Below are 22,410 nucleotides of genomic sequence, written 5' to 3'. Positions count from 1 at the left end.
GTCTCAGGCGCGTTCGACGGTGGTGGTCAGGGTGATCGGGTTGAGGATCGTGTAGACGAAGGGGCACTTGACGCGTGCGGCGTCCTGCCAGCGGGTCAGGATGGCGTCATCGACGTCCGCGGCGACCTGCATCGTCACGCTGATCTGCTCCATCAGGGGCGCATCTCCGACGTCGTACACGGCGGCGACGTTCACGTCCTGCTGGGCGACCACGCTGACCGCGTCCAGGGCGATTCCTTCGGTGGCGGCGATCGTCACCAGGGTGGAGGCGTAGCAGGCGCCCAACCCGGCCAGCAGGTACTGCAGCGGATCCGGCGCCAGCCCCTGCCCGCCAAAGCCGGGCGCGATGTCGACGTGCAGGTCGGTCGACGCCGTCCCGTGCTGCACAGATGCGGTGTAGGCGGGCTCGCCCGGCGTGAAGCTCCATCGGCCCTCGACGCGCTTGTGCAGCCGGTACACCGACGGATCAGTTCGGCCGCGTTCCATCACGCCGGACAGGACGTCAAGGTCCAGGTTGTTGAGTCTCACGCTCTAACTCCTTATTCAAGGATCGGGTTGAATAATGGGCCTAGCACCACCACGCGTTCCTTGCACTACTATTCACCTGAATGATTGAGGAGGTGTGGGGTTTGGACGATCGACAGTTCAAGGACGAGGCGTTCAGGCACTTCGCGCGTATGGGGGCGGCCTTCGGGCACGCGAAACGGGTCGAGATCATCGACGTGCTGGCCCAAGGCGAGCGGAACGTCGAGTCACTGGCCGAGCAGATCTCGGCCAGCGTGGCCAACACCTCTCGGCACCTGCAGATCCTGTCGGGGGCCGGGCTGGTCAGCCGCCGCGTCGAGGGCACCGCCCGGGTGTACCGGCTGGCAGACCCCGGCGTGGAGAGCGCCTACCGCACTCTGGTCACGCTCGCTGAGAACCACATCGCCGAGGTATCAGCACTGACTGAGGCCTTCTTCGCCGATGCCGATGGCACCCGCCCGATCGCGTTCGACGAACTCGACGAGCTGAGTCGCTCCGGCGAGGTCGTGCTCGTCGACGTCCGCCCCTCCAGCGAGTTCGCGGCCGGCCACGTCGACGGTGCCCTCAACATCCCGCTGGCAGACCTGGCCAACCGCCTGTCCGAACTGCCCGACGACGCCACCGTGGTGGCCTATTGTCGCGGACCCTACTGCGTGATGGCGTCGACCGCCGTCACCCGCCTCCGCGAAGCGGGCCGTGAAGCCGCTCGGCTGGAGGGCGGTTACCCGCAGTGGAGGGACGCGGGGCGTCCGACTGGTTCGGCGTCGAAGGGCTAACTGGCAGCTCTAGTGTCGACTGCGGCACCAGACCTGCCGATGAGCCGCCGACGACTCCCGCAGGGCGCCCCTGACCCGGACTCAGCGATCTGGCGACATCCGGCTGTCGGCCAGATCTGTGCGGTCATCCGAGCCTCGTCTGATCATCGTGCAACACAAAACCCGCAGTCAGAGCGGCTTTTGCCGGATTGACTGGGGGTTTCGAATGGTGTCCGAGAGAGGACTTGAACCTCCACGCCCTTTACGGGCACTAGCACCTCAAGCTAGCGCGTCTACCTATTCCGCCACCCGGACGAGTGGTGATCCCCCAAGGGGGAGCGACAAGGAACTCTAGCAGGCGCCCGCCGTGGTTGCACAAATCCGCCTAGGCTGGGGGAGAGGAGGGCGCCACCATGATCGTCAACGCAACGTTCGAGATCGAGATCACGCCGGAGGAAGGTCTGCTGCCCGGCACGCGACGCTTCGAGTTCGCCAAGGTGTGGACCGGTGAGGCAGAGGGCGCCAGCAGGGGGATCATGTTGTCGGCCGGCAACCCTGCAGACGGCACGGCCGGCTACGTGGCGCTTGAAGTGTTCGAGGGACGCATCGGCGGGCGCACCGGAAGCGTGGCGTTCCAGCAGTTCGGTTCGATGCGTGACGGGGACCAGCAGGTGCGCTACGAATTGGTGCCCGGGTCCGGCACAGGGGACTTGGCCGGCGCCGTCGGCATCCTCACCTTGGAGATCGACGCCGAGGGCGTGCACCACGTCGCCTTCGACCTCGTCTGAGCGGGCCTCACCGGTAGGCGTTCGGCCCACCCGAGATGTCGTCGAGGGCTGACACGATCGGCGCAACCAGCACTTTGTCCTCGGCGTCCAACAGTTCCGCCAATTGATCCGTCGTGCGGGGCCCGACAAGGGCCGAGGCCACCTGGGGGGCGTCGCGTACCCACAGCAGCGCAACCTGGGTGGCGGTGAGGCCGAGCCCCTGCGCGGCGTGGGCGACTGCGTCGACGATGGCCGCCGAGCGCGGCTGGAGATACGGTTCGAGGAACCACCCGAAGTGGTCCGACGCCGCCCGTGAGTCGCGCGGAAGCCGTCCGCCGCGATACTTCCCCGTGAGCGTGCCGCGGCCGAGTGCGGACCAGGCCAGGACACCCATCCTGTGGTGTTCGGCCGCGCCCACCACCTCCACCTCGGCTCGCCGGGCCAGCAGCGAATACTCCACCTGGACGCTCGAGATCGGCGTGCGCGCCCGGTCCGCTGCCTGCCAGGTGGCCGCGGTCGCCGATTGCCAGCCCACGAAGTTGGACACCCCGACGTAGCGCGCCATGCCCCGGCTCACGGCGGAATCCAGGGCAGAAAGCGTCTCATCAAGAGGCGCCTCCCCCCAGGCGTGCACCTGCCAGAGATCCACGTGATCGGTCTGGAGCCGCCGCAGTGACTGCTCGAGGTCGCTCAGCAGCGCGCCTCGCGAGGTGTCGATGATGCGCCGCCCGTCGCGGATGACGAAGCCGGCCTTGGTGGCGATCACCAGCGAATCGCGCGCGAGGCCCGCCGCCAGGGCCTTGCCGATCATCTTCTCGGCCACCCCGGCGCCGTATGCGGGCGCGGTGTCGACGAGATTGCCGCCGCCGTCGACGAAGTCCGCCAGCAGGTCACGGGCCGCGGGCCACTCCACGTCCCGGCCCCAGGCCATGGTGCCGAGCCCGAGGCGGGAGACGTGAAGGCCTGAGGCGCCAAGTGGTCTGAGCTGCATGAGGCCCGACCCTACGCGGAGAGGACGCCGGTGAGGATCAGCACCGAGACCACTGCGGCCAGGATGAGGCGGTAGAGCACGAAGATCCGGAAGTTGTGCGTCGAGATGTAGCGCAGCAGCCAGGCGATGACGGCGTAGCCGATGAAGAATGCCAGCACCGTGGCTGCGATGGTCGGGCCCCAGGCCGTGGTCTGGTCCGTCCCGATGTCCTTCAGCTTGTAGAGCCCGGAGCCGAACACAGCGGGAATTGCCAGGAGGAAGGCGTATCGGGTGGCGGCCTCACGCGTGTAGCCCATGAAGAGGCCACCGGAGATCGTCGCGCCCGATCGCGACACCCCCGGGATGAGGGCCGCGGCCTGGAACAGTCCGAACAGCACACCGTCGCGCCAGGTCAGCTGCCGGAGCTCGCGGGTATTCTGCGCCCCCATCGTGTCGGCGACGGCCAGGAAGATTGCCACCCCGGCCAGCATCGCCACCGTGATCCACAGGTTGCGTAGAGAGGTGTCGATGGCGTCCTGGAAGAGCAGCCCGAGGACGACGATCGGGACCGAACCGAGGATGACCATCCAGCCCATGCGGGCGTCGGGGTCCGATCTCTCGACGGTGCCGCGCAGGCTGCCGACCCAGGCCTTGATGATCCGCCAGATGTCGTGGCGGAAGTAGACCAGTACTGCCGTCTCGGTGCCGAGCTGGGTGACAGCCGTGAACGCAGCCCCTGGATCTCGGCCGTCGAACAGCAGCTGACCGACGATCGACACGTGGGCGCTGGAGGAGATGGGCAGGAACTCCGTCAGGCCCTGCACGATGCCCAATACGATCGCCTCGAACCACTCCACGTCACAGTCCCTTCGTCAACGACGGCGCCACTGTACCGTCGGGGCGGCTCCCACCGCCGACTACGCTGGCGCCCATGACGAAGGTTGTCCTGATCCGGCACGCACGATCCACGGCCAACGCGGACGGGGTGCTGGCGGGCCGGATGCCCGGGGTCTCCCTCGACGAGGTGGGTCGCGGCCAGGCGCGCGCCCTCGGGGAACTCCTGTCCGAGGCCCGGATCGCGGCGGCCTACACCTCACCCATCCAGCGCTGCCGCGAGACGGCCGCCCTGGCGGGTTTCCCCGACGCGACCGTCCTCGACGGCGTGAGCGAGTGCGACTACGGGGTGTGGACCGGTGCGAAGCTCGCGGCGCTGAAGGACGAGATGCTGTGGGCGGACATCCAGGCCACACCGTCGGCGGTGTCGTTCCCGGGTGGTGAGTCGATGATGGAGATGTTCGCTCGGACCACCGAGGCCGTGGCCGAACTGGCGGAGCGCCACCCGGATGAAGACACGGTCGTCGTGTTCTCCCATGGGGACCCCATCAAGGCCATCCTTGCCCACGCGTTCGGCATGCGGCTCGACGACTTCCAGCGGGTGCACGTGGGTCCCGCCGGGGTCAGCGTCGTGGAGTACCTGGCGCACAGACCCACCGTCCTCTGTGTCAACGCCGGCGGAAGTCTCGCAGGGCTCCTGGCCATGCACGCGGCCCCCGTCGTCGGTGGCGGCGACGTCGACCCCCCTCCAGCGCACCGCGGCTAGGCTGGGCGTCATGCTGATGGAGTTCAACAGACCGGATCGCTGCGTCGTGGGCACCATCGGGCAGCCGGGCAACCGACTGTTCCTCATCCAGGTGGCGCAGGGCAGCCGCCTCGCGGCGGTTGCGCTCGAGAAGCAGCAGGCACGGCTGCTGGGCGTGCGGGTGGGCGAGGTGCTGGACAGGCTGGCCGAGCTGGGCCACGACGTCCCCGAGGCGGGCGCCTCGGCGGACATGGGCCCCCTCGACGCTCCCGTGACGGTGGCCTTCCGTGCGGCGGCGATCGGCCTGGCCTGGGACCAGGAGCGCGGCAGGCTGGTGCTGGAGTTGTTCTCCGAAGAGGCCGACGAGTCCGGCGAGAGTTCGCTGCTGCAGGTCCTGCTCACCCCCTCCATGGCCAGAGAGTTCGCCTCGCGGGCCGAGCTGGTGGTGGCCTCAGGCCGTCCTGCCTGCCCGGCGTGCGGTCAACCGGTGGACCCCGAGGGTCACATCTGCCCCCGCTCCAACGGTTATCGGGGACCACTCTTCACATGACCGGGCCGGTGGGTGACCTGCGCCTTGTGGGGCGGCTTGTTGACGCCTCCAACGCCACGTTCCTCGCCGTGGACGGGCAGGACACGCGCTGGGTGTACAAACCTGTCGCGGGAGAGGCCCCGCTGTGGGACTTCCCGACGGGGACGCTCGGCCGCCGCGAGGTGGCCGCCTACTCCCTGGCGCGTGAGCTCGCCGTGGACCTGATTCCCCTGACCGTCTGGGTGGACGGCCCCCTCGGGGAGGGATCCGCGCAGCATTGGGTGGAGGGCGGGGCGACCGATCTGATCGACCTGCTCCGCCCCGAAGACCTGACCGAGGCCTGGCTCCCCATCCTCAGCGCCGTCACCGAGGACGACCAGCCAGTGGTGCTGGCCCACCGCGACGACCCCAGGCTGAGGGCGGTGGCCCTCTTCGACGCGCTCCTCAACAACGCCGACAGGAAGGCCAGCCACCTCATCGACCGCGGCGGCTCGCTGGCCGGTGTGGACCACGGGGTGAGCCTCCATGCGGAGGGGAAACTCCGCACGGTGATCTGGGGGTGGGCGGGGGATCCACTCAGCCCTGAGGAGCTGGACCTGGTGGCCAGGGCCGCGGCCGTGGCCGGCCCTCTCGCGCCCGGGCTGGCCGACGAGGAGTGGGAGGCGCTCGTCGCACGAGCCGAGGCGCTGCTGGCCTCCGGCAGTATGCCAGTGCCCGGTGGGCGCTGGCCGGGCATCCCCTGGCCACCGCTTTAGCACTCAACCAACTCTCAACCAAGGCGGTAAGTTGGGCGCCATGTATGCGTGGGCCCCCGTCGCCGTCCCCAGTCTCCCGAAGTCCGAGGGCACCGTCCCCGAGTCGCTCAACCTGTATGACACCGCCACCAGGAAGCTCGTGCCAGTGGGGCCTACTGAGGGCACTGCTCGGATGTACGTCTGCGGCATCACACCCTACGACGCCACCCACCTCGGGCACGCCAACACCTACGTGGCGTTCGACCTGGTCAACCGCGTCTGGCGCGACCTGGGACTCACCGTCGACTACACGCAGAACGTGACCGACGTCGACGACCCGCTGCTCGAGCGCGCCGCCGCCACCGGCCAGGAGTGGGAGGAACTGGCGGAGGACCAGATCGAGCTGTTCCGCAGCGACATGGAGGACCTCCGCGTCGTCCCCCCAGGCAACTACATCGGTGCGGTGGAGTCCATCTCGTGCGTGATCGAGCTGATCGAGCAGCTGCTGCCGAGCGGGCTGGTCTATCAGGTCGAGGACCCCGAACACCCCGACTGGTACTTCAACACAGTGGCCGCTGAGGGCTTCGGAGGAGTCAGCCACCTCGACGAGGCCACCATGATCGAGGTCTTCCGGGACAACGGCGGCGACCCCGACCGCACCGGGAAGCGACACCCCTTGGACTGTCTCGTCTGGCGCTTCGCGCGCCCCGACGAGCCCAGCTGGACCTCATCGTTGGGAGCAGGGCGCCCAGGATGGCACATCGAGTGCACCGCCATCGCGCTGCGCTTTCTCGGCCCCGCCTTCGACGTGCAGGGTGGCGGGTCGGACCTCGTGTTCCCTCATCACGAGATGTGTGCGGCCGAATCGATCACCGCCTCACGGGAACCCATGGCCGAGGCGTTCGTGCACTCCGGCATGGTGGGCCTCGACGGAGAGAAGATGAGCAAGTCGAAGGGCAACCTCGAGCTGGTCAGCCGACTGCGCCACAGCGGAGCGGACCCGATGGCCATCCGTCTCGCGCTGCTCGACCACCACTACCGCACCAACTGGGACTGGACCCGCGACCAGCTGGATTCGGCCACCTCCCGCCTGGAGAGGTGGCGCGGGGTCCTCAACAACGCCGCCGCCCTGCCGGCGCAGGAGACCATCGACGCGATGCGGATCGCACTCCGCTCGGACCTGGACACCCCCGCGGCGCTCAGCGCCGTGGACACCTGGGTGGCCGCCAGCCTCGCGGTGGAGGGCGATGACACCGAGGCGATCGGCCAGATGACCACCGCCATCGACGCCCTCCTGGGCATCCGCCTGTAGGCGGTAGGCTGCGCGTCGTGAAGTCCTTCGACCAACTCTTCGAGCAGCTGACCGAGACCGCCCGCACCAGACCCGAGGGGTCGGGGACGGTGGCCCGGCTGGAGGCCGGGGTCCACGGCATCGGCAAGAAGATCGTCGAGGAGGCCGCCGAGGTGTGGATGGCCGCCGAGTACGAGTCGAAGGAACAGGCCGCCGAAGAGATCAGCCAACTGCTCTACCACCTTCAGGTGATGATGCTGGCGCTCGATCTGGACCTCGACGACATCTACCGCTACCTCTGACGAAGGCACCCACGTGAGCACAGACCGCCTCCTCCGCATCGCCGTCCCCAACAAGGGCGCCCTCGCCGAGCCGGCCGCCGCCATGTTGCGCGCCGCCGGCTACCGCCAGCGCACCGACGCCAAGGACCTCACGCTCATCGATGCGGACCACGGCGTCGAGTTCTACTACCTGCGCCCCCGCGACATTGCTGTCTACATCGGCCGAGGGGACCTCGATGTCGGCATCACCGGCCGCGACATGCTGCTGGATTCGGCGGCCGCCGCCACCGAGATGATGTCGCTGGGCTTCGGCGGCTCCCGCTTCCGGTTCGCGGCGCTCGGAGGCTCGTCGATGACTGTCGCGGACGTTCACGGCAAGCGGGTGGCCACCTCCTATCCGGGTCTCCTGCAGGTCTACCTCGACGACCTCGGCATCCACGCGGAGATGGTCAAGCTCGACGGCGCCGTGGAGTCGGCGATCCGGCTCGGGGTCGCGGACGTGGTGGCTGATGTGGTGGACACCGGCACCACGCTGAAGCGCGCCGGCCTCGAGCTCTTCGGGGACTCGATCTGCACGTCGGAGGCCGTTCTCATCCGTCGGGCCGGCGGGAAGCTGCCCCCCGGTGTGGCCGGCCTCGAGACGCGCCTCACGTCCGTGCTCGTTGCGCAGAACTACCTGATGATGGACTACAACGTGGCGCAGGAGGATCTGGCCGCCACCACCGCACTGGCGCCTGGTGTTGAGGGACCCACAGTGTCGGCGCTTGCCAAGGACGGCTGGTGCGCCGTGCGGGTGCTTGTCCCCCGTGAAGGGGCACACCTGCTCATGGATCGCCTCTACGAGGCCGGCGCTCGCGGCATCCTGCTGACCGAGCTCGCGGCGTGTCGCCTGTGACCGAGCGGCCGCTTCCGGAGCGGTTGTCCTACACCAGCCCCCCGGCGTTGATGACCGGGGTGGTGCTGTCGGTCATCCTGATGTCCTCAGCGCTGTTCGGGTGGTGGGCGCTGGGCAAGGAGATCCGGGACCGGGTCACCTGGCCGCAGGCAGGCACGCTGCTCTTCTTCGTGCTGCTCATGGTGGGCCTCATGCTGTCCATCGGCTATTCGCGCCTGTGGGCCAACGAGGATGGGGTGACCGTCCGGAACGGGCTGTTCCTGCGTCGCTACCGGATCGACGAGGTGGCGGGAGTCCGGTTGCGTCCGGGAGATGCCTGGTCGTCACTGCTGATCAAGGGCGGGCACGAGATCCGCCGCCGCCCGGTCCTGGCCATCCAGTTCCTCGAGGGCGAGGCCGCTCAGCGCAAGGTCGTGGAGCTTCGCCGTTGGCTCGTGGATCATGGGGCAACCAGCCGCGACGTGGATCCCAGCCTCCTCGACGACCCCGGTTCCCCACCGGATCCGGCCTGAGTCACATGATGCCGCGCTTGCGCAGCAGGGCCTCGATCTCAGCGTCCTCGGGGTCCACGCCCTTCTGAGCCGCGGGCTGGGGAGCCTGCGCGGCCGGCTTGGCGGCCGGGGCGGGGGAGGCCACCTGCGGGCGCTTGCCCTGCGCGGCCGGCTGCTGGGGCGCCGACGGGGCGGTGGTCTTGCGTGTCCGCGGCAGGAACGCCGCGATCACGATCAAGAGCACGCCGCCGACGAACAGGCCCAGGCCCCAGCTCGTCACCACGGTCCAGGGCGTGCGCATCAGCCAGTCGATGAACGCGCGGACGCCGTCGACGATCACCTGGGTCAGCCCCGTCAGGTAAAGGCCAACGGGAAGGAGCGCCCAACCGACACCCATGACGGCGGGCCGTGCGCGGCGGGAGCGCGCCGTCACGCCCGCGGCGATGGCGAGGATCACGATGGTCAACCCGATGGTGAGGAGCAGCGACAGTGGCATGCCCACCAGTCTGGCACACGGCCCTGGCTGCGTCGTGAGCGATAGGCTCGGACCATGCCCGAGCTGAGATCCCTAGCCCAGCCAAGTGCCCGTTTCGCAGGCGACGACGGCGCGCCCGACCCCCTCGTGCGGTCCGCCATCGCGCGTGCCACCGAGCAGGCGGGCTACGCGCGCGCCCTCGTCGCACTGTGCTCCAGCCGGCTGTTGCTCCCGGTGATCGCGACCGGGGATGAGACCGACCATCCGGATCCGGACCGCCATGCCGAGATGGCGGCCGTGACGCTCAGCGACGACTCGGGCGCCTACCTGATCGCCTTCACCGGATACGATTCCCTCCGCGCCTGGAACGACGAGGCCCGTCCGGTGCTGTGCCTGCTCGACGAGCTGGCCGCCACAGTGATCCCCGCCGGTGCCACGCGGCTGCTGCTGGATCCGGCGGGCCCGGTCCCATTCGTGATCGAAGGCGACACGCTGGCCTCGCTGGCGGACGGAAACGCGCTTGTGGAGCTCGACAACGGAGACTTCGCCTGGGCCAGAACCGCCTGACCGGGTGCTTTTGGAGTTTTTCTGGGCCGCGGCGTAGACTGCTGCGAGTTATCCGGCGGCTTCTGCTGCCGCGCACAAGTGGAGTGGTCACTCCCACCCGAGCCGCCCTGGTGGCCGGGTCGCCCCAGGCGAACGGTCGTGGACCGTGCGTCGGCGTCGTGGCCTCCGCATGCGCGGAGGCCTTTTTCGTCGGTGCCCACACCATCTCTCACTGGAGGACCCATCAGCACTGAACCGCGGATCAATGATCGCATCCGAGTACCCGAAGTCCGGCTCGTCGGCCCCAAAGGCGAGCAGGTAGGCATCGTGCGCGTCGAGGACGCCTTGCGTCTGGCGGCGGAGAACGATCTGGATCTTGTCGAAGTGGCGCCGATGGCCCGTCCGCCCGTCGCCAAGCTGATGGACTACGGCAAGTTCAAGTTCGAGGCTGCGCAGAAGGAACGCGACGCCCGACGGAACCAGTCGAACGTGAGCACCAAGGAGATGAAGCTCCGGCTCAAGATCGATTCGCACGACTACGAGACGAAGAAGGGCCACGTCGTCCGGTTCCTCAAGGCCGGAGACAAGGTCAAGATCACCATCATGTTCCGGGGGCGCGAGCAGTCCCGCCCCGAGCTCGGAATGGATCTCCTGAAGCGGCTCGCCGCTGATGTGGCCGAGTACGGCTACGTGGAGTCTTCCGCCAAGCAGGACGGCCGCAACATGCTGATGGTGCTCGGCCCCACGAAGAAGAAGACAGAAGCCAAGGTGGAGCAGGCCGCAGATCGCGACCGTCGCATCGCCGAGCGCCTCGAGCATGCCGAGCAGGAACGCAAGATGGAGGCAGAGCTGCGCGCCCAGGCGTCTCCCTCGCCGAAGAAGCATCGCGGCCCGGCAGACAACATGGACCCAGACATCGATCTCTGACGAGATCGAACAGAAGAAGAAAGCGAGCCAACCATGCCGAAGATGAAGTCGCACTCCGGCGCGAAGAAGCGGTTCAAGACGACGGGGACCGGCAAGCTGCTGCGCCGTCAGGCCAACCTCGGCCACCTCAACGAGCACAAGTCATCCACCCGCACCCGCCGCTTGGCCGGCGTCGAGGTGGTCTCGGCTCCTGACGCCAAGAAGATGCGCAAGCTCCTCGGCAAGCACAAGGGTCGCTGAGCGATTCCCCCGGCGCCACCGCCACCTCCCACCTAGACCATTCGTCGGCGCTGCCGACCACATCCAAGGAGATCCCCCATGGCACGCGTGAAGCGTTCTGTGAACGCGCATAAGAAGCGTCGTGAAATTCTCGAGCAGGCCTCCGGCTACCGCGGTCAGCGCTCGCGCCTGTACCGCAAGGCCAAGGAGCAGCTCCTGCACTCGGCCACCTACGCCTACCGCGATCGTCGCGCCAAGAAGGGCGACTTCCGCCGCCTGTGGATCCAGCGCATCAACGCCGCCGTCCGCGCGGAGGGCATGACCTACAACCGCTTCATCAACGGCCTGAAGAACGCTGGTGTCGAGGTGGATCGCAAGATCCTGGCCGAGCTGGCCGTCAACGACACCGCCACGTTCAACGCCCTGGTCGCGGTCGCCAAGGATCACCAGCCCGCAGCAGCCTGAGAACTCCTCAGTGACGATGGAACCGAACGTTGCCCCTGGCCTTCCCGCCTCGGTGCTGCGTTCGGTTCGTCGTTTGACGCAGAGGAGGGGCCGGGACCTGTCGGGGACCTTTCTCGTCGAGGGTCGCCAGGCGGTCCGGGAGGCGCTGGCCGCGGCGGATGTCGTCGAGGAGGTGATCGTCGACGATCCCGCCAAGCACGCTGATCTCCTGGAGGGGATCGCCGTGCCGGTGTGGCAGGCCGACGAGCACGCCATGAGGCAGCTCAGCGACACGGTCACCCCGCAGGGCATCGTCGCGGTCTGCCGGCAGCTGAGCTACGGCTGGGACGCCCTGGAGGGCGCCCGGCTGGTGGTGATCTGCGCACAGGTGCGGGACCCCGGCAACGCGGGCACCGTCATCCGGTGCGCCGACGCCTTCGGCGCCGACGCCGTGATCCTCACCGCCGGAAGCGTCGAGATCTACAACCCCAAGACCGTCAGGTCCACGGTGGGCAGCCTCTTCCACATGCCCATCCTCACCGGCGTTCCCCTGTCCGAGGCCGTCGCGCGGGTCAAGGCGATGGGGCTGAAGGTCCTCGCGGCCGACGGCGACGGGGCACCACTGGACCTCAAGGCCGCCGCCGGTGAGCTCAGCGGTCCCATCGCCTGGATCATGGGCAATGAGGCGTGGGGACTGCCGCCGGAGGATGCCCGGCTGGCGGACGAGGTGGTCGCCGTGCCAATGTGGGGGCAAGCGGAGAGCCTCAACCTCTCCAGCGCGGCTGCGGTGTGCCTCTACGCCACCGCATCTGCGCAACGTCGAACCGGTGAAGAAGGAGGACCCGACGATGTCCGGGCCCAATGACAACTTTGATCCCAAGCAGGTCGCTGCCCTCAATCCGGATGCCATCGACTCCGCCGTGGCGGCCGCCCTGGCGGCGATCGACGCGGCCACCACCACCGCCGAGCTGAAGCAGGCCCGCCTGGACCACGCGGGCGACGCCTCGCCGCTGGCGTTGGCGAACCGTGAGATCGGCGCCCTTCCGCCTCAGGCCCGCAAGGAGGCCGGGCAACGGGTGGGGCAGGCGCGCGCTACCGTCGCGCGGGCCTTCGCGGATCGCCGGGCCGGCCTTGCGGCCTCCGAACTCGAGGAGGCGCTCGTGGCCGAACGCCTTGACATGACGCTGCCTGTGGAGATGGGCCCCCGCGGGGCTCTGCACCCCGTCACGTCCCTCATCGACGAGATGATCGACGTATTCGTGGGCATGGGCTGGGAGGTGGCCGACGGTCCCGAACTCGAGGCCGAATGGTACAACTTCGACGCACTCAACCTGGCGCCGGACCACCCCGCACGGGCCCAACAGGACACCCTGTGGGTGGACCCGCCGTCGGAGGGCAAGCTGCTGCGCACCCAGACCTCGCCTGTGCAGGTCCGGTCTCTACTCGAGCGTGGCGTCCCGCTGTATGTGATCAGCCCCGGGAAGGTCTTCCGGGCCGATGAGTACGACTCCACCCACCTGCCCGTGTTCCATCAGTTGGAGGGCCTCGTCGTGGACAAGGGCATCTCGATGGCTGACCTGCGGGGGACTCTGGACCACCTGGCGCGGGCAATGTTCGGCGACGTGCAGACCCGGATGCGGCCCCACTACTTCCCGTTCACCGAGCCGAGCGCCGAGGTGGACCTGCAGTGCTTCGTCTGCCACGGTGAGTCCGTCGGCAACCCGGAGCGCCCCTGCCGCACCTGCCGGTCCGAAGGCTGGATCGAGTGGGGCGGCTGTGGCGTCGTCAACCCGCGCGTCCTCACGGCCTGCGGCATTGACGCCGACGTCTACTCGGGCTTCGCCTTCGGGATGGGCGTGGACCGCACGGTGATGTTCCGCACCGGCGCGCCGGACCTCCGCGACTTCGTCGAGGGCGACATCCGATTCAGCCGTTCAATCCTGGGAGGATCCCGATGAAGGCCCCCGTTTCCTGGCTGCGAGACCTCGTCACGCTGCCCGCCGGCGTCACCACCGCCCAGCTCGCAGACCAGTTCACAGCGTTGGGCCTCACCGTCGAACACATCGAGTCCACCGAGTCGCCCGTCACCGGTCCCCTCACCGTGGGGCGCGTGCTCACGTCGGTGGATGAGCCGCAGAAGAACGGCAAGACCATCCGCTACTGCCGGGTGGATGTCGGCGCCCACAACGACGAGGCCACTGACGAGTACCCCGCGAGCCGCGGCATCGTCTGCGGAGCCCACAACTTCGCCGAAGGCGACCTGGTGGTGGTGGCGCTCCCCGGCACCGTGCTGCCCGGCGACTTCCAGATCGCCGCCCGAAAGACCTACGGACACGTCTCCGACGGCATGATCTGCTCCCAGCTCGAGCTCGGGCTGGGCGAGGATCACGACGGCATCATCGTGCTGCCCTCCGACGCAGGTGAGCCGGGCGACGACGCAGTCGCCCTCCTGTGGACCGCCGATGAGGTGCTGGACATCGACGTCACCCCGGATCTGAGCTACTGCCTGTCCCTCCGGGGCCTGGCGCGGGAGGCCTCGATCGTCAACGGGGTCTCCTTCGAGGATCCGTACCGGCAGCACCTGCCTGAGCCCACCGACGGCGGACACCGCGTCGTGTTGGAGGACCCCCGCTGCACGGCGTTCGTAGCCCTTACGATTGACGGCCTCGACCCGGCTGCCGCCACCCCGGGGTGGATGGCGGACAGGCTGAAGGGGGCGGGAGTCCGCTCGATCTCGCTGGCGGTGGACGTGACCAACTACGTGATGCTGGAGTCCGGTCAGCCCCTCCACGCCTACGACGCGCGAAAGCTCCAAGGCCCGATCCGGGTCCGTGCGGCCGCAGCAGGGGAGAAGTTGCGGACCCTGGACGGGCAGGACCGGCAGCTGGACGCAGACGACCTGCTGATCACCGACGACTCAGGCCCGATCGGGCTCGCGGGCGTCATGGGCGGCGAAGACACCGAGGTGTCCGGATCGACAACCACCATCGTGCTCGAGGCAGCGCACTTCCAGCCGGTCTCCGTGTCGCGGACCTTCCGCCGCCACGGACTTCCCTCGGAGGCGTCCAAGCGGTTCGAGCGCGGCGTCGACCCGCAGGTGCCCTACGCCGCCGCCCGGCGCGCCGCCCAACTGCTCACCACCCACGGCGGGGGCGCGATGACAGCCGAGACCGTCGTCGGGTCGGCGCCATCGCCCCACAGGGTGTCGTTGCGCTCCGGACTCATCCCCGCCGTGCTGGGGACGCGCGTGGATCAGGACGAGAGCGTCCGGCTGCTGGCGGCAAGCGGGGTGTCCGTGACTTCGCTGGGCGATTCCCTGACGCTGGAGGTGCCGAGCTGGCGCGGCGACCTCGTTGACCCCTACGACATCGTCGAGGAGGTCGGACGCCACATCGGCTACGACCGCATCGGACTCAAGCTCCCCATCCCGCCCGTGAGCCGCGGGCTGGCGCCGCGCCTGCTCCATCGGCGGGCCGTGCTGCGGGCCATCGCGGCCCTCGGGTTCACCGAGGTGCTGTCGCTGCCCTTCGCCTCGGTCGAGGAGCTCGATCAGCTGCAGATCCCGGCCGACGACCCGACCCGGCGGCTCATCCGGTTGGCCAACCCGCTGTCCGAGACCCATCCCTACCTGCGGACCTCCCTGCTGCCGGGGCTGTTCGCCGCCGTGGCGCGCAACACCTCCCGCAGCCTCACGGACCTCGCGCTGTTCGAGCAGGGCAAGGCGTTCTTCGAGGGTGGCGAGCCCGCCGCACCGCGTCCCGGTGTGGCGCACCGACCGTCCGATGAGGAGATCGCCGACATCGACGCGGCCATCCCAGCGCAGCCGCACACGGTGGCCGCGGTCGTCACCGGCAACTGGAGGCCCGCGGGATGGGCCGGCCCGGCTGTCGCGGCGGACTGGACCCACGTGGTGGCCCTCGCGGAGCACGCCGCCGCGGCCGTGGGTGCGCGGCTGTCGCGGCGCAACGTGGAGCGGGCGCCATGGCATCCGGGTCGCTGCGCTGAGCTGTCGCTCAACGGGATCGTCCTGGGCTACGCCGGCGAGGTGCACCCAGCGGTGGTCGCGGCTCTGCGGCTCCCCGAGCGAACCGCAGCTGTCGAGTTCAACCTGGACCTCCTGCTGAGCCAGGCCGTCTCGGGGGGCGCCATCGGGACTCTGTCGCCGTTCCCGCTCGCCAAGGAGGACGTGGCGCTGATCGTCGATCGCGACGTCCCTGCCGCTGAGGTCGAGTCCGCGTTGGCTGAGGGTGCCGGGGAACTGCTGGAGTCCATCTCCCTGTTCGACGTGTACTCGGGCGATCAGGTGGGCGAGGGACGCAAGTCGTTGGCGTTCGCGCTGCGCTTCCGATCCGACAGGACGCTCACCGACGCGGAAGCCGCAGCCGCGAGGCAGGCGGCCGTGGCGGTCGCCGTCGAACGGTTCGGGGCGGTGCAGCGCGCCTGACGCTCACGCCGGTTCCCCGGCGTCCCGAGTAGGCTGCTCAGGTGCAGATCACGCGGATGGACTACCCCTCGTTCCCTGAGGATCCAGGCTTCTGGATCTTCGAACTCGACGAGCGTCTCTGGGGCGACGTGGTGCGCGGGCTGTTCGGCAACGAGGACCTGTCGCACTCGGCGCTGCGCCGCTGGGCCGAAGGGACCAGGCCCCAGTACAGCCTCCAGGTGCCGTTCGTCGCGTTCGAGGACGGCACGCCCGTGGGTGTCGCGTTCGTTGAGCTGCCGCAGCGTGACAACAGGCACGTGGCCTTCCTCAGCGTTGTCGTGGCGGAGGCTCACCGCGGCCGTGGCATAGGCGCGGCGCTCTATGACGCAGCGGTCGCGGAGGCGCGCTCCGCCGGCCGCGACACTCTGCAGGCCTGGACGTGGGAGCCGGCCACTCCCCGCGGCTCGCGCCGGCTCAGCGCCGCTGAGGGGGAGGGGGCCATCGACCCGGAAGGGGCACCGGCGCGCTTCCTGCTGAGCAGTGGCTACCGGCTCGTGCAGGTGGAGACCATCTCAGGGATGACCCTCCCGGAGCAGGGCCTGCTGGACGCCGATGCCGCTGCGGCTCGGGCGGCCACCGCGCCCGAGTACGACCTGGTGCAGTGGTCTGGAACCACCCCGGCTGAATGGCTCGACGAGATGGCCCGCCTGATGGTGGTGATGAGCACGGACGTGCCGATGGGCGAGGCGGCTCTTGAGCCTGAGCTGATCGACGCCGCCCGGGTGCTCAGCCACGATGAGGCGCTGGCCAGGGGTGGCTGCGAGTGGCTCTACACCGCCGTCCGGCACATCCCGACGGGGCGCCTCGTCGGCTTCACCCGATTCATCTACGAGTCCGGCCGGCCGGTGGTGGACCAGTGGGAGACCCTCGTCGTGGGAGACCACCGCGGTCGCGGCCTGGGCTGGTTCGCCAAGACGCACAGTCACGCCTCGGTGCGCGCACAGTGGCCACTGGCCGGGCGGCTGGTCACGGGCAACGCGTCGGAGAATGACTACATGTTGGCCATCAACCGGCGTCTGGGGTATCGCCCGATCGCGGCGTCGGGTTGGTTCGAGCACCGGATGCGGGGCTGAGGCGCGTGGCGCTGTCCCGTCGGTCCATCGTTGAGGCAGGGCTAGGCATTCTCGACGAGTACGGCCTCGGCGACCTGTCGATGCGGCGGGTTGCCGACGCACTCGGGGTCCAGGCCGGGGCGCTGTACTATCACGTTCCCAACAAGCAGTCGCTGCTCGCCGCCGTCGCCGACGAGATCCTCGCCGCCGCTGTGGCCGACGGGGCCCCGGGTCCAGGCGCCGTCGCCGATTGGCTGTCGGAGTGGGCGCGAGGGCTGCGTCGGGCGCTGCTCCAGCACCGCGATGCCGCCGAGCTGGTCTCCTCGGCGCACGCGCTCGGACTCGGCGCGGTGGATCCATGTGCCGCCGGTCAGGCGCGGTTGGAGGCCGCCCTGGCGCATGAGCCGGCCGCCACCATGGCGGCGCTCCTGCACTTCGTGCTCGGGCACGTCATGGAGGAGCAGACGCGGGCGCAGATGCATCAGTTGGGCGTGGTCAGCCACTTCGATGCCGCCGACGCGACCCGCACCTTCGAGTGGGGGCTTGCGCTCTTCATCTCAGGGGTGGACTCGTCCACGGTGCGGATCGGGGTCGGACCCGGCGCGATGCGATGAGCGCGAGTGCGCGCCTCGTCCTGCGTTCGCTGATCGGACCGGTGTACGCGCCCACGCTGGCTCAGGCCGTCGGAATGATGGCCACTCTGCCTGTGATCCCGCTCATCGCCCTGGCGTTGGGGTTCTCGGTACCGGCGGCAGCAGCGCTGACCCTCATCACCGGTGTCGTGGGTGTTCTCGGCCCCATCCCTTTGGGGGCGCTGATGACGGCGCTGGGGGAGCGGCGGGCCATGATCGTCACCGGGGTGGCGGTGACCTGCACCCAGATCGGCACGCTGGTGATGGTGGAGCATGCACGCATCACCGGCCCCACGCACTGGCACCAGGCGGGCCTTGTCGCCTCCCTCGTGGTGTCGTCACTGTCCCGGGAGGTGTGGATCATCGGGCGGCAGGCCTACCTCGGAACCGCTCTGCCACCAGAACTGCGGGCCCGGGGGATGAGCACCTTCGGAGGCATGATGCGCATCGGCCAGGTGATCGGGCCACTGCTCGGGGCAGGCATCATCGCCCTGGGTTACGAGGGTTGGGTGATCGGTCTCGACGCGGTGGCGATGGCCGCCGCTACGCTCATGGTGGCGCTCACGATGCTCCCCGGGGAGCACGCCGCGAAGCGACCCACCATGCGCCAGGCAGTGGGAAGAATCCCGGTGGCGCCCTCGCCGCAGGCGCCGGACCGGACCGCCGGCGTGACCATGGTCCTCGCCGGATTCGCCACGGTGCCGCTCACCATGTCCCGGATCTCCCGCCCGCTCATCTTCCCGCTGCTGGGCGCGATGCTCGGGCTCCGCGGTGACGAGATCTCGCTCATCTTCGCCATCGCCGCCGTGGTCGAGTTGGGGATGTTCGTTCCGGCGGGGACCCTGATGGACCGACATGGGCGGGCCGCCGTCCTGGTGCCGTGCCTCATCTTCTCCGGCGCCGGATACGTGCTTCTGGTGGTGCTCTCCGCGACAATCCCAGAGGGTTCGCGGACCGGGGCCTTCTGGGCCCTTGCGGCGTCGGCGGCCCTGGTGGCATTCGGGAACGGGTTCGGGGCCGGGATCGTGATGACGCTGGGCATCGACCTGTCGCCCGAGGCCCACCGGACCAGGCACCTGGCCAGGTGGAACACCGTCAACGGCACGGGTTGGCTGCTGGCGCCCGGCATCGTGGCACTGGTGACGGTGGCGTGGCCGATCGCGGCGGCCGGGGCCGTGATCGGGGGTCTGTGCTGGGCGGGAGCGGTGTGGGCGTGGTGGTTGATGCCTCAGATCACGCCCGGGCCAGCAGGCGGACCTGCTCGTCGAACTCGGCCTCGATCTCCGGGTTCCGACGGTAGGTCACCGACGACACAGTGAGCGCCGTGAGGAGGTTGAGCAGGAAGCCGGGCAGGATCTCGTAGACGTCGAAGATGCCGCCCTCCAACGTCCCCCAGACGCCGACGGTCACCGCGCCCACCACCATGCCCGCGAGGGCTCCCCAACTGCTGAGCCCGCGCCAGTAGAGGCTCAGCAGCACCGTCGGCCCGAAGGCGGCGCCGAAGCCGGCCCAGGCGAAGGCGACCAGGCCCAGGATGGTGTCGTTCTGCTCCCAGGCCAGCGCAGCGGCGACGATGGCCACGGCCAGCACCGCCCCCCTGCTCAACAGCACGCCGCGTGCGGCGGTCAGCCCTGCGGGGAAGAACGTCGCGTACAGGTCCTCGACGAGGGCCGACGCCGTGACCAGGAGTTGCGACGAGATGGTGGACATGATGGCGGCGAGGATCGCCGCCAGCATGAACCCGGCGATCAGGGGGTGGAACAGCAGTTGTCCCAAGGCGATGAACACCGTCTCCTGGTCCGGGAGGAGGCCCTCGTCACGCTTGAAGACAGCGATGCCCACGAGTGCGGTGCCTGCGGCGCCGAGGCAGGACAGGATCATCCAGCCCATGCCGATGCGTCGGGCGGGCACGGCCTCCTGAGGTGTGCGCAGCGCCATGAACCGCACGACGATGTGCGGCTGGCCGAAGTAGCCCAGCCCCCACGCGGCAGACGACACCACGCCCATCACGGTGGTCGTGGCCCCCCAGAGCTTGAAGGCGTCCGGGTCCAGCGTCACGACGATGTCGTACAGCGCGACCGGCCCGCCGACATAGACCACCCCTGCGAGCGGGACCGCGACCAGCGCCGCCAGCATCATGATTCCCTGGACGAGGTCGGTGTAGGACACGGCCAGGAAGCCACCCACCAGGGTGTAGAGCACCACAACCCCGGCCACCAGGACCATGCCCAGGCGGTAGTCCATGCCGAACGAGGCGTCGAAGAACTTGCCCCCGGCCACCATTCCGCTCGAGACATAGAAGGTGAAGAACACCAGGATGATCACGCCGGCGGTGAGGCGTAGCGCTCTCGTCGAGTCCCTGAGGCGGTTGCCGAAGAAGCTGGGGATGGTGATCGCGTCGCCCGCCAGTTCGGTGTAGGCGCGCAGGCGGGGGGCGACGAACTTCCAGTTGAGCCAAGCGCCGATGCTCAGCCCGATGGCGATCCAGAACTCCACCATGCCTGAGAGGTACAGCGCCCCGGGCAGTCCCATGAGCAGCCACCCCGACATGTCGGAGGCTCCCGCGGACAGGGCGGCGGCCACTGGGCCGAGCGCCCGTCCCGCCAGCATGTAGTCGTTGACCGTGGTCGTGCGGTAGTAGGCCCAGACGCCGATGCCGATCATCGCGACGAAGTACACGACCATCGCGATGCCCTGGTAAGTCTCCTCAGACATGTCTTCCCTTCGACGCGGCGAACTCGGGTCAACCTATCGCGCGGTCCCGGCCGCAGCACCGGCGAAGTCAGCTAACGCGTCTTCTCGCCCGCGCTGAGGAGACGGCAAGGCCGAGGAGCCCGAGTGCCAGGAGCGCCCATCCCACCGCGACGGCGGGTGCGGTCCAGTCCAGCAGGGAGGACATCGTGCCCTCCACCAGGCCCGCCTGAACCGCCGCCGCGATGGAATCCCCCTCAGGAATGGAAACCGCGGTGAGGGTGCGCCGCCCGAGGATCACCGCGACCGTCCCAGCCCCCGCAGCCAGGGTCCAGGCCACCCAGCGCCCTCGTCGTGAACCGACGGCGAGCCCGAGGACAGCCAACAGGGCTGCGGCCGCATAGAACCAGATCCAGTGCCTGGCCACCGCCAACCCGTCGGCGGCATATCCCGCCTGCACGGTGTCGGGTCGGCCGAGCGCGATGCGCAGCTCCTCGTCGGGGATGTCAGGCTCCGTGACGAGGGGCCGCAGGAGTTCCGGCGTCATCTCCAGCAGCCTGGCCTGACCCATCTCGACGAAGGGCGCCAGGGGCAGCCACAGCGTCGGCGCGTCGGCGCCCTCGGTGCGCATGGCGTCCAGGCCGGTGACGAAGTCCGCGCGCGAGAGGTCGATCGCCTCGTGCCAAGCCTCGGTCACGCCTTCATCGGTGAGCGCGGCGTCGACGGCGCGAGCGATCAGGTCCTCCAGCTGCGCTCGGACTCCGGGCAGAAGGTCGACGGCGGCGGGGAGCCGTGTGACCGCGGCCGCGCTCAGTTCGACGGCGATCGCGTCCATCACGCGCTGATCGGAGGCCAGGGGCCCCGCTATCGCGTGCAGGGGGGCCGGGGTGCGGGCGACCCGGTCGAGCCAGTGGGCCCCGAGCCCGGCCATCGCCGCGCCAACGGCCGCGAGCAGGAGCACGAGCGAGATCGTCGTGCGGACGAAGCCGGCCACCGGCGCCTCCTCAGATGTGGGAGTCAAGGGTATCCCGCCCCCAGTGGAATATGTATCGAACCCATGGCATACTCAAGCCTATGACGTATTCAGTGGCGGTCGCGGGCTGCACGGGCTACGCGGGCGGTGAGCTCCTTCGCCTCCTGCTCCAGCATCCTGAGGTCGAGATCGGCGCCCTCACCGGCAACTCGAGCGTCGGCGACAGGTTGGGGGTCCACCAGCCCCACCTGTTCGCCTTGGCGGACCGTATGGTCGCGCCCACCACCGCGGCCGAGTTGGCCGGCCACGACGTGGTCTTCCTCGCGCTTCCGCACGGCACTTCGGCCGCGATCGCGGCACAGTTGGGAGACGACACCCTGGTGGTGGACGCCGGGGCGGATTTCCGGCTTCAGGATCCGGCAGCCTGGGAGCGGTTCTACGGGTCGGCGCATGCCGGGACGTGGCCGTACGGCCTGCCCGAGCTGCCGGGCCAACGGGAGCGCTTGGCCGGGGCCAGGCGCATCGCGGTCCCGGGCTGCTACCCGACGGCCTGCACGCTCGCCCTTCTCCCCGCCGTGGCCAACGGCCTGATAGATCCGGGCCAGATCGTCATCGTCGCGGCCAGCGGGGCCTCCGGCGCCGGGAAGTCACTCAAGCCGAACCTCCTCGCCTCCGAGGTGATGGGCAACATGAGCCCCTATGGAGTGGGCGGGATTCACCGGCACACCCCTGAGATCGTTCAGAACCTCTCGTCTGTGACCAGCGCCGCGGTCAACGTCTCGTTCACCCCGCTGCTGGCCCCGATGCCCAGGGGAATCCTCTCCACCTGCTCCGCGCCAGTCGCCGAGGGTGTCACCTCCGAGGACGCGCAGCAGGCCTATCGGGAGTTCTACGCAGACGAACCGTTCGTGCACGTCCTGCCGCCGGGGGTGTGGCCTCAGACAGCCTCGGTCGCGGGGTCCAACGTCACGACTGTCCAGGTGACGGTCGACGAGTCGGCGGGTCGGCTGATCGCCATCTCGGCCATCGACAACCTCACCAAAGGCACCGCCGGCGGTGCGGTCCAGTCGATGAACCTGGCCCTGGGTCTTCCGGAGTCACTCGGGTTGCCCGCGGTGGGCGTCGCGCCCTGATCCAGGCAACGCATATCT

The 22,410-nt window shown here is 69.2% G+C and carries 26 protein-coding genes and 1 tRNA gene; 20 read left to right on the top strand and 7 right to left on the bottom strand.

All coding sequences use genetic code 11. The annotated features are described in order from the left end of the window. Positions 1-3: 3 nt before the first annotated feature. Entirely contained in the window at positions 4-528 is a 525-nt protein-coding gene (locus ACX1D1_RS11715; RefSeq protein ID WP_459054665.1) for an OsmC family protein, read from the bottom strand. 80 nt (positions 529-608) lie between these two features. Between ACX1D1_RS11715 and ACX1D1_RS11710 the strand changes: the two genes are divergently transcribed. After that, on the top strand, positions 609-1,301 hold the full coding sequence (locus tag ACX1D1_RS11710) for a metalloregulator ArsR/SmtB family transcription factor (protein WP_459054664.1): 693 nt from the start codon (positions 609-611) through the stop codon (positions 1,299-1,301). 206 nt (positions 1,302-1,507) lie between these two features. Here the strand turns inward: ACX1D1_RS11710 and ACX1D1_RS11705 are convergent. Further along, positions 1,508-1,595 (bottom strand) — tRNA-Leu (locus tag ACX1D1_RS11705). Positions 1,596-1,693: 98 nt separating this feature from the next. On the opposite strand from ACX1D1_RS11705, the gene ACX1D1_RS11700 reads away from it, so the two are divergent. Continuing rightward, positions 1,694-2,068 carry a DUF3224 domain-containing protein gene (locus ACX1D1_RS11700; protein WP_182783848.1) on the top strand — a complete coding sequence of 125 codons (375 nt, stop codon included), beginning with the start codon at positions 1,694-1,696 and terminating at the stop codon, positions 2,066-2,068. A 7-nt stretch (positions 2,069-2,075) separates the two neighbouring features. Here ACX1D1_RS11700 and ACX1D1_RS11695 read toward each other — a convergent pair whose 3' ends face one another. Together ACX1D1_RS11695 and ACX1D1_RS11690 are read right to left on the bottom strand one after the other, a co-directional pair. Beyond that, positions 2,076-3,038 carry an aldo/keto reductase gene (locus ACX1D1_RS11695; RefSeq protein ID WP_459054663.1) on the bottom strand — a complete coding sequence of 321 codons (963 nt, stop codon included), beginning with the start codon at positions 3,036-3,038 and terminating at the stop codon, positions 2,076-2,078. An 11-nt stretch (positions 3,039-3,049) separates the two neighbouring features. Then, a complete protein-coding gene (locus ACX1D1_RS11690) occupies positions 3,050-3,874 on the bottom strand; it encodes an undecaprenyl-diphosphate phosphatase (RefSeq protein WP_459054662.1) in 825 nt (274 codons plus the stop codon). 74 nt (positions 3,875-3,948) lie between these two features. Between ACX1D1_RS11690 and ACX1D1_RS11685 the strand changes: the two genes are divergently transcribed. The 7 genes from ACX1D1_RS11685 (at position 3,949) to ACX1D1_RS11655 (ending at position 8,838) form a co-directional block, all read left to right on the top strand. Next, positions 3,949-4,617, top strand: coding sequence for an Rv2135c family putative phosphatase (locus ACX1D1_RS11685; RefSeq protein WP_459054661.1), 669 nt, complete (start codon positions 3,949-3,951; stop codon positions 4,615-4,617). 10 nt (positions 4,618-4,627) lie between these two features. Then, positions 4,628-5,146, top strand: a complete 519-nt coding sequence (locus ACX1D1_RS11680) for an Rv2134c family protein (protein ID WP_459054660.1) — start codon at positions 4,628-4,630, stop codon at positions 5,144-5,146. Beyond that, a complete protein-coding gene (locus ACX1D1_RS11675) occupies positions 5,143-5,880 on the top strand; it encodes an Rv2133c family protein (protein WP_459054659.1) in 738 nt (245 codons plus the stop codon). The genes ACX1D1_RS11680 and ACX1D1_RS11675 overlap by 4 nt, the downstream gene beginning before the upstream one ends. A gap of 40 nt (positions 5,881-5,920) precedes the next feature. Next, positions 5,921-7,171 carry a cysteine--1-D-myo-inosityl 2-amino-2-deoxy-alpha-D-glucopyranoside ligase gene (gene mshC / locus ACX1D1_RS11670; RefSeq protein WP_459056583.1) on the top strand — a complete coding sequence of 417 codons (1,251 nt, stop codon included), beginning with the start codon at positions 5,921-5,923 and terminating at the stop codon, positions 7,169-7,171. A 17-nt stretch (positions 7,172-7,188) separates the two neighbouring features. Further along, positions 7,189-7,452: a phosphoribosyl-ATP diphosphatase gene (locus ACX1D1_RS11665; RefSeq protein ID WP_459054658.1), complete on the top strand. Its 264-nt coding sequence runs from the start codon at positions 7,189-7,191 to the stop codon at positions 7,450-7,452. A gap of 82 nt (positions 7,453-7,534) precedes the next feature. Next, positions 7,535-8,326, top strand: coding sequence for an ATP phosphoribosyltransferase (hisG, locus tag ACX1D1_RS11660; RefSeq protein WP_459056582.1), 792 nt, complete (start codon positions 7,535-7,537; stop codon positions 8,324-8,326). Then, positions 8,314-8,838: a PH domain-containing protein gene (locus ACX1D1_RS11655; protein WP_459054657.1), complete on the top strand. Its 525-nt coding sequence runs from the start codon at positions 8,314-8,316 to the stop codon at positions 8,836-8,838. The genes hisG and ACX1D1_RS11655 overlap by 13 nt, the downstream gene beginning before the upstream one ends. 1 nt (position 8,839) lies before the next feature. On the opposite strand, the gene ACX1D1_RS11650 is transcribed toward ACX1D1_RS11655, so the two are convergent. After that, complete coding sequence (locus ACX1D1_RS11650; protein WP_459054656.1) at positions 8,840-9,313, bottom strand: hypothetical protein; 474 nt, start codon at positions 9,311-9,313, stop codon at positions 8,840-8,842. A 54-nt stretch (positions 9,314-9,367) separates the two neighbouring features. Between ACX1D1_RS11650 and ACX1D1_RS11645 the strand changes: the two genes are divergently transcribed. From ACX1D1_RS11645 to ACX1D1_RS11600, 10 genes are all read left to right on the top strand, one after another. Continuing rightward, complete coding sequence (locus tag ACX1D1_RS11645) at positions 9,368-9,859, top strand: SseB family protein (protein ID WP_459054655.1); 492 nt, start codon at positions 9,368-9,370, stop codon at positions 9,857-9,859. Positions 9,860-9,997: 138 nt separating this feature from the next. Further along, complete coding sequence (infC, locus tag ACX1D1_RS11640; RefSeq protein WP_459054654.1) at positions 9,998-10,765, top strand: translation initiation factor IF-3; 768 nt, start codon at positions 9,998-10,000, stop codon at positions 10,763-10,765. Between the two features lie 33 nt (positions 10,766-10,798). Further along, on the top strand, positions 10,799-11,005 hold the full coding sequence (gene rpmI, locus ACX1D1_RS11635) for a 50S ribosomal protein L35 (protein WP_182783872.1): 207 nt from the start codon (positions 10,799-10,801) through the stop codon (positions 11,003-11,005). A gap of 78 nt (positions 11,006-11,083) precedes the next feature. Further along, positions 11,084-11,449, top strand: coding sequence for a 50S ribosomal protein L20 (gene rplT / locus ACX1D1_RS11630; protein WP_182783874.1), 366 nt, complete (start codon positions 11,084-11,086; stop codon positions 11,447-11,449). Positions 11,450-11,465: 16 nt separating this feature from the next. After that, a complete protein-coding gene (locus ACX1D1_RS11625) occupies positions 11,466-12,293 on the top strand; it encodes a TrmH family RNA methyltransferase (RefSeq protein ID WP_182784030.1) in 828 nt (275 codons plus the stop codon). Beyond that, a complete protein-coding gene (gene pheS, locus ACX1D1_RS11620; protein ID WP_459054653.1) occupies positions 12,277-13,386 on the top strand; it encodes a phenylalanine--tRNA ligase subunit alpha in 1,110 nt (369 codons plus the stop codon). Before ACX1D1_RS11625 ends, pheS begins: the two co-directional genes overlap by 17 nt. Then, positions 13,383-15,872 (top strand): phenylalanine--tRNA ligase subunit beta, encoded by a 2,490-nt coding sequence (gene pheT, locus ACX1D1_RS11615; protein ID WP_459054652.1) that lies wholly within the window; start codon positions 13,383-13,385, stop codon positions 15,870-15,872. Before pheS ends, pheT begins: the two co-directional genes overlap by 4 nt. Before the next feature lie 41 nt (positions 15,873-15,913). Further along, positions 15,914-16,984, top strand: coding sequence for a GNAT family N-acetyltransferase (locus ACX1D1_RS11610; protein WP_459054651.1), 1,071 nt, complete (start codon positions 15,914-15,916; stop codon positions 16,982-16,984). 5 nt (positions 16,985-16,989) lie between these two features. Continuing rightward, positions 16,990-17,577 carry a TetR/AcrR family transcriptional regulator C-terminal domain-containing protein gene (locus tag ACX1D1_RS11605; protein WP_459054650.1) on the top strand — a complete coding sequence of 196 codons (588 nt, stop codon included), beginning with the start codon at positions 16,990-16,992 and terminating at the stop codon, positions 17,575-17,577. Then, positions 17,574-18,914: an MFS transporter gene (locus ACX1D1_RS11600; RefSeq protein ID WP_182799471.1), complete on the top strand. Its 1,341-nt coding sequence runs from the start codon at positions 17,574-17,576 to the stop codon at positions 18,912-18,914. The genes ACX1D1_RS11605 and ACX1D1_RS11600 overlap by 4 nt, the downstream gene beginning before the upstream one ends. On the opposite strand, the gene putP is transcribed toward ACX1D1_RS11600, so the two are convergent. Both putP and ACX1D1_RS11590 read right to left on the bottom strand, forming a co-directional pair. Then, entirely contained in the window at positions 18,829-20,310 is a 1,482-nt protein-coding gene (gene putP / locus ACX1D1_RS11595) for a sodium/proline symporter PutP (RefSeq protein WP_459054649.1), read from the bottom strand. The two genes, ACX1D1_RS11600 and putP, sit on opposite strands and share 86 nt — an antisense overlap. A 67-nt stretch (positions 20,311-20,377) precedes the next feature. Continuing rightward, a complete protein-coding gene (locus ACX1D1_RS11590) occupies positions 20,378-21,280 on the bottom strand; it encodes a hypothetical protein (RefSeq protein ID WP_459054648.1) in 903 nt (300 codons plus the stop codon). A gap of 80 nt (positions 21,281-21,360) precedes the next feature. On the opposite strand from ACX1D1_RS11590, the gene argC reads away from it, so the two are divergent. Beyond that, positions 21,361-22,392: an N-acetyl-gamma-glutamyl-phosphate reductase gene (argC, locus tag ACX1D1_RS11585; RefSeq protein WP_459054647.1), complete on the top strand. Its 1,032-nt coding sequence runs from the start codon at positions 21,361-21,363 to the stop codon at positions 22,390-22,392. Positions 22,393-22,410: the final 18 nt, after the last annotated feature.

The sequence above is a fragment of the Tessaracoccus luoxuelianae genome (assembly GCF_054483915.1).
Note: the sequence above shows the minus strand (reverse complement) of the source record. Positions and strands in the feature narration are given on the sequence as shown.